The sequence below is a fragment of the Burkholderia sp. BCC0322 genome, assembly GCF_902833045.1.
Taxonomy (GTDB): Bacteria; Pseudomonadota; Gammaproteobacteria; order Burkholderiales; family Burkholderiaceae; genus Burkholderia.
Map to the genome: position 1 here is coordinate 53,691 of NZ_CADFDU010000009.1, position 15,929 is coordinate 69,619.

Genomic DNA, 15,929 nt, shown 5'->3' on the forward strand with positions numbered 1-15,929 from the left:
CGTCAGAACGTATAGGCGACGTTCAGGAACACGCTGAGGGGATTGAGCCGGAGCATCGATCTGGAAACGATCGGCGTGCCCGTCGCGGTCTGTCCGTATAACGTGAGGTGGGTTTTCACGGGCATGTAGTTGACGGAGGCCCCGACTGACCAGTGTCTTGTCAGCGCGTAATTCGCGCCGATCTCGAACACGGGATTCCACGACGCGCTGAGCGTCGCTCGTGCCGAGCCGCCCGGCCCGAAGCTGTCGGAGATGAACTGGCTGTTGGTTGCCCGAACCTGCGTGAACCACGTGTAGTTCGCGCCGATGCCCAGGTACGGACGGAATTTCGATGCGGCTGAAAACAGGTGGTAGCGAAGTTCGATGGCGGGCGGCATCGGCCGTGTCGTGCCGAGCGTGCCGTACTTCTGCAACGTCCCGTCGCCGATCAGATTGACTTTCAGCGGCATGCCCAACAGCATGGCGACACCCAGGTGGTCGGTGATGTAGTACTCGGTGGTTATTCCGAGCGTATCCGTCGAACTGGCATGTGCGCCGGTGCCGGCCAGTTGCTGATTCACCGTCATGCCGCCCACGCTCTGCACGGTCAGGGGCGTTGCGTCGCCCTGTGGGGCAATGTGCAGCCATCCTGCCGATGTCGTAATGCTGCCTGCCGTCTGCGCATCGGCATGGTCGGCAAGCGAGGCCGAGCAGATACAAACCGCCGCGCCTGCGAAACGCATCGTTCGCCTGAACTTCATCTCGTGTCTCCTCTGTCTCGATCCATTTCATGAATGACAACTAATCTGGATACCTTATTGAATGCGGCGGCCTGCTTTCGATGTAGGTGTTATGCAGGCTAGCCGTGCTGCTCCATCGCCGCGGTTCTGTAGCGCTCGGTCAAGGCGACCTTATTGGCCGCGCGGCGATCGAGATCGAGAACGCAAACGGAAAGCGCCCCAGCACCAGTCGGGCCGCGGGCTCGAGCCCGGCGTCGCTCAACTCGACCGACACCGACATTCCGCCCGATTCGTTGGTCGTGACGTCGATCGATGCACCGGGGGCGCCGCCCTGCGCCAACGCTTCGCGGAGCGCGTCACGCGTCTCGCGGCGCTTGAGTTCCGGTTTGAAGATCTTGCCGACGCCCGTGAGCGGGATCGCTTCGACGATTCGGACGTGCTTGGGCAGCGCGGCGCGTTCAGTGATCTCCAGTTGCATGAACGCTGCCAGATCGTGCTCGGTCGCGCTCATACCCGGCTTGAGCTGAACGTATGCGACCGGCAGCTCGCCGGCATGCGCGTCGGGGCGCCCGATTGCCGCGGCGATCTGGACCGCCGGATGTCGATGAAGCGGTTCCTCGATCGCCGCGGGGTCGATATTGTGCCCGCCGCGGATGATCAACTCCTTCTTGCGGCCGGTCAGCCAAAAGTAACCGTCGACATCGCAGCGGCCGAGGTCGCCGGTGTTGAGCCAGCGCTTGCCGTCGCCGAGATCGAGCCACAGGGCCCTGTTCTGATCGGGGCGCGTATAGCCGGTGAAAACGTTCGGCCCCGAGATGACGAGCAGCCCGTCCTCGTTCACCGCGCAATCGCGCAGATACCGTCCCGCATCGTCCACCACGACCGCCTTCATCGCCTGGAACGGGATGCGCAGCCCGATCGATCCCAGCCGACGCTCGCCGTTCGGCGGGTTGACGCTACTCACGCACGTGCCTTCGGTCAGGCCGTAGCCTTCGAGAATCCGGATGCCGGTTTTTTCCTGGAAGGCCCTGAAGACGCCGACCGGCATCGGCGCCGCACCGCACAGGCCGTATTCGAGCGAGTCGATGGCATGGCCGTCGGCGGGAATGTCGAGCAGCGACGCATAGAGTGTCGGGACGCCGCTGAAGAAATTGATGCGATGATGTTCGACGATTTCCCAGAAACGCTTGACGACACCGTCGCCCCGGTAACCCTGCGGTGTGCCGAGCACGACATGGGCGCCGCGCGAGAACGGCAGCAGGCCGGTCACCATCGCCGCATTGACGTGAAAGAGCGGCAATCCGCAGAAGGTCGTCTTGCCGGGGCCGATGCTGTCGCCGAGAAACCGGCCGGCGCTCCATGCATTCGCGACCTCGTTGCCGTGGCTGCGCATCGCGATTTTCGGCAACCCGGTGGTGCCGCCGGTACAGAAGAACGACGACATGTCGCCGGGTTGAAAGCGGCGCGCGTTGTCGAGCGCCGTACCCGATTCCCGCGCGATCGCCGTACCGAAGTCGTGAATCTGGATAGGTGCGGGCACCGCGCCGCGCAAACCGTCGTCGCCGTGCAGCTTCGTGCACGCGTCACGCTGGAGCGTTCGGGCAGCGGATTGCGCCGCGCCCCGCACGCGATCGGCCGGGTTGACCAGCACGAGATGCCGCAGCGACTCGACCCGGTGAAGGATGGCCGCGACTTTCTGCCAGAGATCGGTGCCGGGAAATGGCGCGAGCGTCACGAGTACGCTCGCACCGGCGGCATCGAGCAGATTGCCTATCGCCTCGCTTTCGAGCAGCGGATTGATCGCGCAGACGATGCCGGCCGCCTGCCCGCCCCAGATCACGAAATGCGTTTCGGGAAGATTGGGCAGCACATAGGCGATCACCGAATCCGAACTCACGCCGAGGCGCGTGAACAGGTTGGCCGTGCGCGTGATGTCGCTAACCAGCTCGCGATAGGTCCAGCGCTCGGCGTCGCGGTGCGCGTCGGCGCTCGGAAAGAAGGAGAGCGCGGGGGCGGACGGATCGATGGCCGCACCGGCGCAAATCATCTCGTACGTGCTGGCAGGGAGGTCCGCCGGCAGGCCCTGCGCCTCGATCGCCAGCACGTCGTCCCGGGTCGCGATGCCGTTCATGCCGCTTCGTCCACGATCTCGTTGCGTTGCACGCCCAGGTCGATCGTTCCGTCGCGGCTCGCGATCCGGGCTTCGACGATGTCTCCGGCCTTCAGGTACTGCGCGCGTCCCGCCTGCACCTTCATGAACATCTTCCACTTCACGGATTCGGGAAACAGCGCGACGGCCCGCTGCTTGAGCGGCGACGGGATGCTGAGTGCGCAGCCGGCCGGCGTGCCGGTCGCGAGCAGGTCGCCGGCGTGAAGGTCGTGCACGCCCGACAGCTCGGTCAACGTCTCTGCCGGGCCGTAGACGAGGTTCGATGTCGAATCCTGCTGACGCACCGCGCCGTTGACGGTCAACGTCAGGTCGAGCGCCTTCAGCTTCGGGAAGTCACGCCGTTCGAGCAGGCACAGATACGGGCCGACCGGGCCGAACGTCCGGAAGCTCTTGCCCTTGTAGAACTGCATCTGCGGGATCTGGACATCGCGCGCGGAATAGTCGTTGACGATCACGGTGCCGGCGACGTAGTCGTGCAGGTTCGCGTCCGTGATCTGCCGGCGAGACGTGATGTCGCGTTTGAGAATGAGGCCGAGCTCGATTTCGTAGTCGAGAAACCGGACGTGCCGCGGTTTCACGACCGGCGAGTCGGCGGCGACGATGCAACTCGTCGCCTTCGTGAAGATCATGTTGAACTTTTTCGCGTCCGGATCCATGCCCGACTCGATCATGTGCCGGCGATAATTCGCGCCCTGGCAAACGAATTGCTGGTTGGCCGTTACCGGGGGCAGCCATTCCACATCGGTCTCGGGAATCGTCGGCCCGTCGAGCGCGACGAGCCGCTCGACCGGATTCGCCGCGAGAAAGCGCGCGGTCGTTTCGAAGTCGCCGGGAATCGGCGTGACGGCACCGTTGGCGACCACGCCCCATTGGGCGCGGCCGTTATGCCGGAAGTGCAGGACTAGCAGTGACATGAATCGGTCTCTCGTGAGTCGAACAGGCGGTAGGGGGTCAGGCGAACAGCTTCGCCAGGGTCAGCAGCTTGCTCAGCGTCAGGTCGGGGCTGCGGCGCAGGTTGCGAAACAGCGCCGCGACGCTCGACGGCGTGAAGCGGGGCTTCGTGAAGCTGCGCGGCATCGTCGGGCCCCACTGCGCCATCGCTTCGCGGCTGACCGCGTGCACGCCCGTCGGCTCGTCGGCCGTGAACAGGTCGCCGTCGCAATAGTGTTCGTGCTTGTCGCCCCACGGGTCCTGCCAGTAGTCGAAGATCTGGCTGCCGAGAATGTGCCGGCCGATGCCCCACGCATGGGTCCACCCGCTGTCGCGAAGCATGCGCTGGCCCATGCCGACGGCATCGGCGTCGACCAGTTCGTACGCGCTATGGCTATAAGTCGGCACGAATCCCTGGGCGAGCGCGAGCGTATGGTGATCGGCCGGCCTGTCGCCCAGATCGAGCCGCAGGAATGCGACCGCAGGGGAGCCGTCCGGCAGCACCTGGACATCGCTCGGGATGAACCCGAAATGCTGCGTGTACCACGCGCAGGTTTCCTGGTAGTCGGCGAGCTCGAGCACGACGTGCCCGAGCCGGATGACCTCGGGTGCGCTCGCCGGCGGCCGCTGCGTCTCGTTGATCCGCACGGGCGCGTCGACCGAGTTGAACCGGAGCGCGGCGCGATGCGGCAGCAAGCCGGCCGATGTCTGGCCCGCGATCGCGTCGACCCGAAAGCCGGACGGATCGGTGAGGCGCACCCGGTGGCCGCCACCGGGCCAGTCCGATGCCTCGACTTTCGACGCGCCCGGGATGCTGGCGAGGGCTTCCAGATCGGCCCGGCTGTCGACCCGCAATCCGAAGCCGACGAAGCGGGCCTGCCGCGCGTGGCGAACCACATAACAGAAGGGTGCGGCGCCCGTGCCGCGCAGCAACAACTGCGTGTCGTCCCGCAGCACGGTTCGCAGACCGAAGTCGTTGAGAAAGTGCTCGGCCTCGTCGAGGTCCGGACGATCGAAGATCAGATAGGCGAGCGCCGATGCCTTCGTTGTGGGGCGAGGGTGTCGCGCCGGCTGTGGGGTAGTCAGTTTCATCGCGGATGACGGTCAGGCAGGTCGAATGGCAATCACGAAGGCAGGCGCCGTCGCATCGAGGGGCTTCGCGCGCGACCGCCGACATGCAATCGCACCGTCGCGCGGCACGACTCGCTGGCCCATGAATATCGCGCGGTCGATCGGCGATTTCGCATGGGGGCGGCGCGCTTCGTCGTGAGTACCGCGACTGGCCGGCAAATGACCCGTTGCGGCGCCGGCCGGCCCGGATCCCGGGATCGGTACGCCGAGCGCCGAACGCAATCCGCGCTCGGGCGACAAGGGCAGGTTGCCGTGAATGGGCGCGCTGGCGCCCGTGTGCAGATGTGTCTCCACCGTTTCTCCATTCGTCTTTCGATGGGTTCTAGAGGCCTCGTATCGCTGCCTTTAGTGACATTAAAGTCATAGATGATGACTTTGTCAATGTAGACATTTGAATCTATACTTGGGCACGAACAAGAATCGGAAACGTCATGCCGAACACACCGAATCGCCGGACCCCAAAGCGCTCCGCGCCGGAAGCGCCCGCGCCCGCAGCCGCCGAAGAGCGCGAGCCGCGCGGCGCGCGCCGCAAGCGGGAGACCCGCGCCCGCCTGCTGGACGCCGCGCTCAGGCTGATGGCCGAGAAGGGGATGGAAGGGGTCGCCATCAACGAAATTACCGAGGCCGCCGACGTCGGCTTCGGCTCGTTCTACAACCACTTCGAATCGAAGGAGGCGATCTACGCCACCCTCGTGGAATCGGTATTCGAGGAATTCGCGGATTCGCTCGATCGTCTGGCCAGCGGCTTGTCCGACCCGGCGGAAATCATCTCCGTGTCGGTGCGGCATACGCTGATGCGTGCACGGCGCGAGCCGGTATGGGGGCACTTCCTGATCCGCGAGGGTTTTTCGGCACGGGTCCTGACGTTCGGCCTCGGCCAGCGCCTGCTGCGGGACATCGAGCGCGGTATCGCCGAGAAACGCTTCGTGGTCGCCGATCCGTTCATCGGCTTCCTGTCGGTCGGCGGTACGGTGCTGACCGCCATTGCCGCCGAGCTCAACTTCGTCGCGCCGGGCGCGCCGGCCGCCGGTGTGCTGAAGGAACTGGGCTTCAGCGGGGAGCATTTTCCGGAACGCACGGCGGCAACGCTGCTGCATACGCTGGGACTCAAGCGCGCGGAAGCCGAGAAGATCGCGAGCCGGCCGCTGCCGGTCGTGGAGGCGGCCGAGACGGCACAGTGACGCAACGGGGGTGACGCAGGCGCTGGCCAGGTCACCCCGAGCGCTCGTGCGGCACGTGTCAGCTGACTGGATCGATGAGCCTCGCGTGCACCGTCCGGCCCGCGCCTGTCGAAGCGGGACAGCGCACGGTCGATGCGGGCGTCATGTCGGGCGCAGCCCACGCGGACATCGCGCGAAAAGCCGGCTTCGCCGCTACCGTGCGAATACCGACGTCGATCTTCGAAGCGATTTCTTCCAGCGCCCGACGGTGGCCATCGACGAGCGCATCGTTACCGTCGGAGAAGTTTTCCCGGATCACCCAGTGGCAAGTCAGCGTTTGCTGGCCGTGTGCGTGGCGCACGCTCCATATCGCATCAATCGGGACGTGCGAACCTGGTCATGACTTGAATCACTGAATCTCGATGGCAATGCGATATACGGGAAGGTCGTCGTCGCGCGGGCCGTGATGCTCACCGATCTGCAGCCTTCGGCATGGCGCATCGGGTCATGCGCGGGCGCGGCACCTCGGGCAGTGCGCCGCCAGCGCGCGGCGCGGTGGACGCTGAAACAGCGGGCGCATTCGTGGCAGGCGACCAGGTTCCAGGGTTTCATCGGGAATCCATCATGCGGGCCAAGGGAGGGCCCGGCGCTGCCGTGGTACTCACGGTACGCCGTGCGTCAGGTGTCGCGCCCGGGCCCGCGCGCGGGCGGCAAGGCGCGCACCGGCCCGATCCGTCGATCAATGCATCCGTTACTGCCGGGCCGCGACCGCCGTGCCGGTGTCGGGCGGCAACTCGCCCATCGCCTGCAGGAGCGCCGCCGTATCGGTCATCCGGCGGCTCGCGGCACGCACCGCATCGAGCTCCGCGTTCAGGTATTGCTGCTCGCTCGCCTGTTGCGCGGACAGCGGAACGGCGCCCAGCGTGCGGCGCTGCACCGTTTCGTCGAAAGCCGTGCCTGCCGCGCGCGCCGCGATTTCGTTCGCGGCCTGTGCCTGGGCGTCGTTTTCCAGCGCCGCGAGCGAATCCGCGACATCGCCGAACGCGGACAGCACCGCCGACTTGTACTGAAGCACGGCCGCGTCGTACGAATCGAGCGCCGCGCGCCGATGGGCCAGCAGCGCGCCGCCGTGGAAAATCGGCTGCGACAGGCCGGCGCCGACCGCCCACAGCCCGCCCGCACCCGACAACAGGGCCGGCCAGCTGAAGCCGCCGCGCCCCATCGTCGCGGTGAGCGACAGGCTCGGGAACAACTGGGCGGTCGCCTCGCCGACGTCCGCCGAGGCGGCCTTCACGGCCGCTTCGGCCGCGCGGATGTCGGGGCGCGCCTTCAACAGGTCGGACGGCACGACGACGGGCACGTGCGCCGGCAGCGACAGGCTGGCGAACGCGGGGATCGGCGGCGGCGTGTCGGGCGTGCGGCCCAGCAGGATCGCGAGCGCGTGTACGGCGGTCGCGCGTTGCTGGCGCAGCGGCGGCAGCGTCGCAGCGAGCGACGCCGCACCCTGCGTCGACGCCAGCGCCTGCACGTGCGACACCGCGCCGAGCGCGTAGCGTTGCTGGTTGTCGCGTGCGGACGCTTCGGCGACGGCGACCAGGCGCTCGGTCAGCAAGATCTGGCGGTCGAGCGCCGCGGCGCCGATGGCGGTGCCGACGATGTTGGCCGCCAGCGCGCGCCGCGCCGCTTCGAGTTCGCAACCGCGCACGTCGACGCGCGCGGCGCTGGCCGCGTTCGCATACCGCGTCGCGCCGAACAGGTCGAAGGTGTAATGCGCTTGCAGTTGTCCGACGAATACGTTGTAGCGCAGGCTTTGCGTGCCCGCGCCGGAAATGTCCGGCGTGCGCGTGCGGGCGACCTGCGCGTTCGCGTCGATCGACGGCAGCGTCGACGCGCCGACCTGCGCGCGCAGCTCCTGCTGCGCGGCGGCGAGCGTCTTTTCGGTCGCGGCCAGCGTCGGGTTCGCGCGCAAGCCTTCGTCGACCAGCGCGTCGAGCGCGCTGGAGCGATACAGCCGCCACCATTGCGGGACGGGCGCGGCGCCGACGTCGAATTGCTGGGCGACGCCAGCCGCCTCGGCGGTCTGCGACGCCTGAGGCGTCGCGCCGTAGTGCGCCGGCGACGGCATCGCGGGCGGCGTGCTGCTCGGGGCCATCGCACAGCCGCTCAGGCCCAATGCCGCGCTCGCGGCGAGCACCGATGGGATACGAGAGAGTTTCATCAGCATGTCTCCGAGGACGCGACGTCCATTGCGCGCGACTCGCGTTCGTCGCCGTGCACCTTGAAGCAGGTCGCATAGAGGGCCGGCAGGAAGAAGACGGTCAGCACCGTCGCGATCGTGATGCCGCCCATCAGCGCGGTGGCCATCGGGCCGAAGAAGCCGGAACGCAGCAGCGGAATCAGCGCGAGCACGGCGGCCGCGGCGGTCAGCATGATCGGCCGGAAGCGGCGCACCGTCGCGCCGACGATCGCCGTGAAGCGAGGCTGGCCGGCCGCGATGTCCTGGTCGATCTGGTCGACCAGGATCACGGAGTTGCGCATGATGATCCCGAACATCGCGATCACGCCGAGCAGCGCGACGAAGCCGAACGGCTTGCCGAACAGCAGCAGCGCGGCGACCACGCCGATCAGGCCGAGCGGCGCCGTCAGCACGACGATGAAGGTGCGCGAGAAACGCTTGAGCTGGATCATCAGCAGCGTCAGCACCGCGATGATCATGAGCGGCATCTGCGCGTTGATCGACGTCTGGCCCTTCATGCTTTCCTCGGCCGCGCCGCCGATCTCGACCCGGTAACCGGCCGGCAGCGTCGCGCGCACCGTCGCGAGCGCGCTGTCGATGTCGCGCGTCACGCCGATGCTCGGCGCTTCGCCGCGCACGTCGGCCTGCACCGTGACGGTCGGCTGGCGGTCGCGTTCCCAGATCACGCCGTATTCGAGCGTGTCGCGCACGTGGCCGATCGCGCCGAGCGGCACCGGGCCGTGCGGCGTCGGGATCGCGAGACCGGCGAGCCTCGACGGGTCGACGCGTTCGCTTTTCGGCGCGCGCAGGTCGACGTCGATCAGCTTGTCGCGCTCGCGATATTGCGTGACCGTGTAGCCGGACAGCGTCATCGCGAGGAAGCCCGACACGTCCTCCGACGTCACGCCGAGCTGGCGGGCCTTGAGCTGGTCGATCTCGAACGACACCGACCGTTCGGCCGGCTCGTCCCAGTCGAACTGCACGTTGCGCGTGCGGGCATCGGCGCGCACCTTGTCCGCCACTTTTTCGGCGATGCCGCGCACGGTCGCGATGTCGTCGCCGCTGACGCGGAACTTGATCGGGAAACCGACGGGCGGCCCGTTTTCGAGCCGCGCGACGCGCGTGCGCACGGTCGGGAAGCGGCTTGCGAGCGTCGACTCGAGCCAGTGCGACAGCCGGTCGCGCGTCTCGACGTCCTTGGCCGTGATCACGAACTGCGCGAAGTTCGGCTGCTGAAGCTGCTGGTCGAGCGGCAGATAGAAGCGCGGCGCACCGGTGCCGACGAAGTCGACGACATGATCGATTTCAGGCCGACCGTCGAGCACCTTCTCGAGCCGCTTCGCCTCGCGCAGCGTCGCGTCGAACGACGCGCCTTCCGGCAAGCGCATGTCGACCAGCAGTTCGGGCCGCTCCGAATTCGGGAAAAACTGCTGCGGCACGCGCGTGAATGCCGCCATCGCGATCGCGAACAGCACCGCCGTCACGCCGAGCACCACCCAGCGGCGCTCGATGCAGGCCGAGATCCACCCGGACAGCCGCCGGTAAAATCCCGTCTCGTACACCTCCTGTCCATGTGCATGACCGTCGTGATGCTGCCGCTCGGGCAGCATGTGGTAGCCGAGCAGCGGCACCAGCACGACGGCGGCGAACCACGACACGATCAGCGAGATCGCCGACACCTCGAAAATCGACCGCGTGTATTCGCCGGTGCTCGATTTCGCGAGCGCGATCGGCAGGAAGCCCGATACCGTGACGAGCGTGCCGGTCAACATCGGGAACGCCGTGCTCGTGTACGCGAATGCCGCGGCGCGCGCCCGGCTCCAGCCTTGCTCGAGCTTCACCGCCATCATTTCGACGGCGATGATCGCATCGTCCACCAGCAGCCCGAGCGCGAGCACCAGCGTGCCGAGCGACACCTTGTCCAGGCCGATGCCGAACGCGTGCATGCACAGCGCGGTCACGGCGAGCACGATCGGGATCGTGATGACGACGACCATGCCGGTGCGCAGGCCGAGCGAGACGAGGCTGACGACGAGCACGATCGCGACGGCTTCGCCGACCGCTTCGACGAAGTCGTCCACCGAGTGCTTGACGGCATGCGGCATGCTCGACACCGCGCTGAGCTTCAGACCGGCCGGCAGGCCGCCCTGAAGTTCGGCCGCCTTCGCGTCGAGCGCCTTGCCGAGGTCGATCACGTCGCCGCCTTTTTGCATCGTGACGCCGATGCCGAGCACGGCGTGACCGTTTGCACGCATCTGCGTGACGGGCGGATCGTCGTAGCCGCGCGTGACCTTCGCGACGTCGCCGAGCCGGAACGTCCGGCCGTTCACCGTGATCAGCATGTCGGCGAGCGCCTGCGTGTCCTTGAATGCGCCGCTCGGCCGCACGAACACGCGATCGTCCGCCGTCGTGATCGTGCCGACCGGTGCGACGGCGTTTTGCGCGTCGATCGCCTGTGCGAGCTGCTGCGGCGAGATGGCCAGCCGCGTCAGCTGCGCATTCGAGATCTCGACGAACACGTGCTGGGCGGGATCGCCGAAGTAGTCGACCTTCGCGACGCCCGGCACGCGCAACAGCGCCGTGCGCAACTTGTCCGCGTAGTCGTGCAGTTGCGCGGGCGAGTAGCCGTCGCCTTCCAGCGCATAGAGGTTGGTATAGACGTCGCCGAATTCGTCGTTGAAGAACGGGCCGACGGTACCCTTCGGCAGCGTCGCGCGGATGTCGCCGACCTTCTTGCGCACCTGGTACCAGGTCTCCGGCACCTGGTCGACCGGCGCCGAATCCTTCATTGCGAAGAAGATCATCGACTCGCCGGGGCGCGAATAGCTCTTGATGTTGTCGACGTACGGCGCGGCCTGGAGCTGGCGGCCGATCCGGTCGGTGACCTGTTCCTGCACTTCGCGCGCCGTGGCGCCCGGCCAGTAAGTCTGGATCACCATGGTGCGGAACGTGAACGGCGGATCCTCCGATTGCGCGAGGCGCGTATAGCCGATCACGCCGAAGATCGTCGCGAGGCCGATCAGGAAGATCACCAGTTGCTGATGCTTCAGCGCCCACGCGGAGAGGTTGAAACGGTCGTCGTCGCGCGACGCGGCGCCGGCGTGCGCGCCGTGCCCGCCGTCGTCCTGGGGCCGGTGTTCTGGGGCATTCATGACGCGAAATCCTCCGCATGCAGCGGCGGCACGACGCGCACGTGCAGGCCGGCGCTGACCGTATGGACGCCTTGCATCACGACGCGTTCGTCGTCCGCGAGGCCCGACGTGACGGTGATCGTGCGTTCGTCATAGCGTCCGACCGACACCGGGCGCAGTTCGAGCGTGTCGCTACCCTTGCGGACCACCCAGACGGCCGGCGCGTCGCCGCGATGAAAGAGCGCCGTGGCCGGCAGCGTGATCGCATGATTCGCGGCGTCGGCAGCGCCGTCGAACGTCACGCTGGCGGTCATGCCGGAGCGGACGTCCGGGCCCGGCGCGAGCAGCGTCAGCTTCACGCGCCAGGTGCGGCTCTGCGGATCGGCGGCTGCCGCGACTTCGCGCACGCGCGCGTCGAACACCTTGCCGGGGAGTGCCGTCAGGCTGACGTGCGCGGTGCGGCCGACCGCGAGATCGCGCAGGTCGCGCTCCGCGACGTCGCAGGCGATATCAAGGTCGCCGCTCCAGTCCAGATGAAACACCGCCTGGCCGGGCTGCACGTTCTGCCCGGTATCGGCATCCTCCGACGTGATGACGCCGTCGTGATCCGCGACCAGCGTCGCGTAGCGCAGCTGATCGCTCGCGAGCGCCATTTGCGCGAGTGAGGAATCGCGTTGCGCGACCGCCGATGCATACGCATCCTGCGTCGTTTCGAGCTGGGCGGGCGCGATCAGGTTCGCCTGAGCCTGCGCGCGGTCGCGATCCAGTTGCTGTTTCGCATAGGCGACGCGGTGCTCGGCGGCATCGAGCTGCGCACGCGCATTCAGCAACGTGTTGTGCAGATCGGCCGGATCGAGCATCGCGAGGGCCTGGCCCGCCTTGACGGTGTCGCCGATCCGCACGCGCCGCTCGACGATCTTGCCGCCGACGCGGAACGACAGCGGCGTCGAATAACGTGCCTGAACCTGCGCGGGCAGCACGCGCTGCTCGGCGCCGTCGTCCGCATGCACCGCCAGCGCGACCACCGGTTGCAGCTCGGGTGCGGGAGCCTCGTGCGAGTGGCAGGCCGTCAGAAGAATCGCACAGCAGGCGAATGCGATCGGCGCGCGCCGGGCCGGCGGCGCGAAGCGTGTCAGAAACGGGCGCGGTGAAGTCCGCGCGTCAAGACCGGGTGATTTCACGATGTTTCCAAGACAAGTGAGGGGCCAACTGAAAAAGGTTCGGCGACCACGACAGGTCGCCCGGTTGCACAGGCGCGCTCCGGCTTCGCCGTCGCGGACGTTTCTGCTGATAAATCAGGACTCCAGTGTTTGTGTTGCAAATCGTCCGGGTTGCCGGCATGCCGATGCCCATGCACGGCGAAGGCGGTGGACCTGCGGACGGATCGGCCGCTTAGCCGGGCGGCGACGGAACCGGGCGACGCCGCACATCGCCGTTGCGCGATGTGCGCGCGCGGCGCACGACGGAATGACGAACCAGCGGCGACGGCGTGCACAGGTCATCGACGCGCTGGCGTTGCCCGCTACCGCGCGTCGGAGACCGTGTCGGCCCGGGACCCCGGTGCCGACTTTTTCGAGATTAAACTCATAACTGATAATATTGTCAAGTATGAGTGAGTCATCTAAAATTGGGGCATGCAGAAAAGTCATTCGGATAAGGGAGACGCGCTCATGAACCGAACGGTCGGGCCTCATCGCCCGAAAGTCTCCACCGGGGAAGCGGAGCGGCGCCAACCGCGCGGCGTTCGCCGCAAGCAGGCGACGCACCTGCGTCTGCTGCAGGCAGCGTTCAGGCTGATGGCGGAGAAAGGGAGGGATAACGTGGCGATCAGCGAGATCACCGATGCCGCGGATGTAGGGTTCGGTTCGTTCTACTACCACTTCGAATCCAAGGACGGCATCTTCGCCGCGCTGACGGAGTGGGTGTTCGACGATTTCGCGGACGAGCTCGAGCGTCTCGCGGGCGGCTTGTCGGATCCCGCGGAGGTCGTTTCCGTATGCGTGCGGCATACGCTCATGCGCGCGCGCCGCGAGCGCCTCTGGGGCTGCTTCCTGGTGCGCGAGGCGTTCTCGGTGCGTGCGCTCGACCGCGGGCTGGGTCAGCGGTTGCTACGGGACAGCGAGCGCGGTATCGCGGCACGCCGCTTCGTCGTGACCGATCCGTTCATGAGCGCCCTGACGATGATGGGTACGGTCCTGGCGGCGATCACGGCGGAACTTCACGCGGCCGGTACGGCCCCGGGTAGTCGAAGGGGGCTGGCTGTCGAGAAGGGGGCGCTCTCGGAACGAGCCGCAGCGAGTGTGTTGCAGACGCTCGGCCTGACGCGTGCCGAGGCGGAGGATGTCGCGAATCGACCGCTACCGCCGGGCGACTTCACGGTGCTGAACGGCAACTGACTACGGCCTCGCCAATAGAAGCGGTTTCAAAAAGCCCCCGTGGGGCTGTCAACTTTCGCGGCACGCTCTTAGCCTTCGCATCGGAATCACCGAGGCCGAGGAGATGGGCAAACCGATCATCGACGACGAACCGGGCGCGACCCGGTTCCAGGCATCACATCGTTGCCGACGCCAACGGCACGCCGCTCGCCGCGGTCCTGGCCGGCGCGAATGTCGACGACGTCACGCAATCGCCGCCTTTGATCGGCGCGATGCCGTCGATTCGCGGATTGCGCGGCCACGCATTGTGCGGGCCGCGCGTGGCCCACGCCGAGCGCGGTTACGACTCGGAGCGATATCGGCGAGCGTTGCGCAAGCGCGGTTTCGAGCCGGTGATCGCCGGAAGCCGCACCGAACCCGGCAGCGGCCTCGGCAAACATCGCGGGGTCGTTGAACGCACGCATGCCAGCCGCATTACTTCCGCCGCCACCGTGTTCGTTTCGAGCGCCGTGCCGAGATTCACGGCGCGTTCCTCAAACCCGGTTGTTGCCTGATCGGCTGGCATACGCATCGGCGCGCCGAGCAGCCTTTTCGAAACCCTTCCTCATCCTTCTTGCTTGACGGCGGTAGACATGTACTGCTCGCGGACTGCCAGTCCCCCGTATGGCAAGTGGGATGCGGTCACTGTCGCAACGTAATCCGAATAGGCGTAGCTCACCCGTGCAACCGCCACGGGTTTGCCGATAAGCGATTCCAGCGTCGTATCTCCAGACACGGATGTTGGCGCGCCGAGCACATCGTGCAGACTCCGGACGGCGATCTGCCAGCTCCTTCGCGTTTCATCGGCGGACATGTCGCGACGGTACAAATTGATGGCCATCAGCGTGTGATCCGGCGCGAAACTGAACCATATCTCGCTCACGGGTGGGCCATTCGAGCCGAGCACTTCCGCAGGCACGCCTCGACAGCGCAGGTAGCGTAAGCCTCGGGACAATTCGACGCACTGCGCCTTGTACCGCGACATTCTTTCCGACACGTCCGCTTCCGTACTGCGATCAAGCTGCAGGCCGAACGCGGGTCGTTGGGGGGCCGCTGATACACCCTTCGCCAGCAGAATGGCCTTGTTTCGAATCGACAGCACCGTTCGGGAATCGACGGAATCGACCGGACACTTCACGCCAAGCTCGGTGAGGAGCCGTCGCCCTTGTGAAGTGTGCAACCAGCCGATCCCGGCAACGCTCACGGAGATCGCCACGGCGAGCCACGCGATCACGTGGGTGCTTCGCACCGCCGTCAGCCCGTGCATGATGTTGCAACCGTCGGCGGAAGATACACCGGGCCGCCGGGTGTGGCGCTGATGATGGTGCTGCGCAGGTTGAAGAGGGTGGGTACCGCACTGAACTGGAATTTTGTGCCGACCGGGATGCCGGCCGAGTTTTTCTCGGTGAGCGCGTACGTTCCATTGGTCGTCGACGTCAGTGCTGCGAAGTCCGCGGCCGGGAGTTTGCTTTGCAGCGTCGCGACGAGGTCCACCATGAACTGGTCGAACACGCAGCCTGGAACGCCGACGTCGTTATGGGCAGTTGTCATGTCTTGACACATCTCCGGTTGGGAGTCGATGTCTCCGGCGACCTTGACCGGGCCAGGGTAGGTGTACGGACCGCCGAGCAGCGATTCAAACTGCAGCGTGAGACATGCTTCAAGCCGTGCGGGGGTGTCATGGGCTGCACTGCTGTGGCTGGCATTACCGGTTACGGCCGCAAAATAGGGCGCTTCGACCGGGTCCGCCAACAGGCCGGCGACCGCGGCATTGACCACGCCGGCCACCACGCCGGGGGCAGCCGAATCACCTCCGAGCGCGGCCCAGATGGCCTGATTCTCCGGATGTTGCGCGGTCACGGGAGCAATGTCGTCTCCGCCTCCGCAAGCGCTGAGCGCGAGCGGCGCCGCTGCCACAACGACGATACCAATGAAACGCTTCATGAGTTGTCTCCTCTGGATGCCATCGCGACGCCATTTCCCGAGGTGGGACGCCAATCACCTTGGCTGGATGACATACGCAGATACGGTGGCAGAG

The 15,929-nt window shown here is 66.7% G+C and carries 12 protein-coding genes and 2 pseudogenes; 3 read left to right on the top strand and 11 right to left on the bottom strand.

Translation table 11 applies throughout. The features are described from left to right. Positions 1-2 precede the first annotated feature (2 nt). The 5 genes from HWX39_RS23610 to HWX39_RS23630 all read right to left on the bottom strand — a co-directional run bounded on the left by HWX39_RS23610 (position 3) and on the right by HWX39_RS23630 (position 5,244). Positions 3-740 carry an OmpW family outer membrane protein gene (locus HWX39_RS23610; RefSeq protein ID WP_175970222.1) on the bottom strand — a complete coding sequence of 246 codons (738 nt, stop codon included), beginning with the start codon at positions 738-740 and terminating at the stop codon, positions 3-5. A 139-nt stretch (positions 741-879) separates the two neighbouring features. Beyond that, positions 880-2,850: an acyl-CoA synthetase gene (locus tag HWX39_RS23615; protein WP_175970223.1), complete on the bottom strand. Its 1,971-nt coding sequence runs from the start codon at positions 2,848-2,850 to the stop codon at positions 880-882. Next, positions 2,847-3,803 (bottom strand): fumarylacetoacetate hydrolase family protein, encoded by a 957-nt coding sequence (locus HWX39_RS23620; RefSeq protein ID WP_175970224.1) that lies wholly within the window; start codon positions 3,801-3,803, stop codon positions 2,847-2,849. Before HWX39_RS23620 ends, HWX39_RS23615 begins: the two co-directional genes overlap by 4 nt. A 37-nt stretch (positions 3,804-3,840) precedes the next feature. Further along, positions 3,841-4,911 carry a VOC family protein gene (locus HWX39_RS23625; RefSeq protein ID WP_175970225.1) on the bottom strand — a complete coding sequence of 357 codons (1,071 nt, stop codon included), beginning with the start codon at positions 4,909-4,911 and terminating at the stop codon, positions 3,841-3,843. 12 nt (positions 4,912-4,923) lie between these two features. Then, complete coding sequence (locus tag HWX39_RS23630; protein ID WP_244135079.1) at positions 4,924-5,244, bottom strand: hypothetical protein; 321 nt, start codon at positions 5,242-5,244, stop codon at positions 4,924-4,926. Between the two features lie 137 nt (positions 5,245-5,381). On the opposite strand from HWX39_RS23630, the gene HWX39_RS23635 reads away from it, so the two are divergent. Further along, on the top strand, positions 5,382-6,131 hold the full coding sequence (locus HWX39_RS23635) for a TetR/AcrR family transcriptional regulator (RefSeq protein ID WP_175970226.1): 750 nt from the start codon (positions 5,382-5,384) through the stop codon (positions 6,129-6,131). Between the two features lie 58 nt (positions 6,132-6,189). On the opposite strand, the pseudogene HWX39_RS23640 reads toward HWX39_RS23635, so the two are convergent. The 4 genes and pseudogenes from HWX39_RS23640 to HWX39_RS23655 form a co-directional block, all read right to left on the bottom strand. Then, positions 6,190-6,495, bottom strand: a pseudogene (locus HWX39_RS23640) (ABC-type transport auxiliary lipoprotein family protein); the annotation flags it as partial. 366 nt (positions 6,496-6,861) lie between these two features. Continuing rightward, positions 6,862-8,328: an efflux transporter outer membrane subunit gene (locus HWX39_RS23645; RefSeq protein WP_175970228.1), complete on the bottom strand. Its 1,467-nt coding sequence runs from the start codon at positions 8,326-8,328 to the stop codon at positions 6,862-6,864. Continuing rightward, positions 8,328-11,498: an efflux RND transporter permease subunit gene (locus tag HWX39_RS23650; RefSeq protein WP_175970229.1), complete on the bottom strand. Its 3,171-nt coding sequence runs from the start codon at positions 11,496-11,498 to the stop codon at positions 8,328-8,330. Before HWX39_RS23650 ends, HWX39_RS23645 begins: the two co-directional genes overlap by 1 nt. Then, entirely contained in the window at positions 11,495-12,658 is a 1,164-nt protein-coding gene (locus tag HWX39_RS23655) for an efflux RND transporter periplasmic adaptor subunit (protein WP_175970230.1), read from the bottom strand. Before HWX39_RS23655 ends, HWX39_RS23650 begins: the two co-directional genes overlap by 4 nt. Before the next feature lie 489 nt (positions 12,659-13,147). On the opposite strand from HWX39_RS23655, the gene HWX39_RS23660 reads away from it, so the two are divergent. Both HWX39_RS23660 and HWX39_RS23665 read left to right on the top strand, forming a co-directional pair. Then, positions 13,148-13,873, top strand: coding sequence for a TetR/AcrR family transcriptional regulator (locus HWX39_RS23660; RefSeq protein WP_175970231.1), 726 nt, complete (start codon positions 13,148-13,150; stop codon positions 13,871-13,873). Positions 13,874-13,992: 119 nt separating this feature from the next. Then, positions 13,993-14,444 (top strand): annotated as a pseudogene (locus HWX39_RS23665) (transposase); the annotation flags it as partial. A 12-nt stretch (positions 14,445-14,456) separates the two neighbouring features. Here HWX39_RS23665 and HWX39_RS23670 read toward each other — a convergent pair. After that, a complete protein-coding gene (locus HWX39_RS23670) occupies positions 14,457-15,158 on the bottom strand; it encodes a hypothetical protein (RefSeq protein ID WP_175970232.1) in 702 nt (233 codons plus the stop codon). Further along, positions 15,146-15,835 (bottom strand): hypothetical protein, encoded by a 690-nt coding sequence (locus tag HWX39_RS23675; protein ID WP_175970233.1) that lies wholly within the window; start codon positions 15,833-15,835, stop codon positions 15,146-15,148. Before HWX39_RS23675 ends, HWX39_RS23670 begins: the two co-directional genes overlap by 13 nt. Positions 15,836-15,929: the final 94 nt, after the last annotated feature.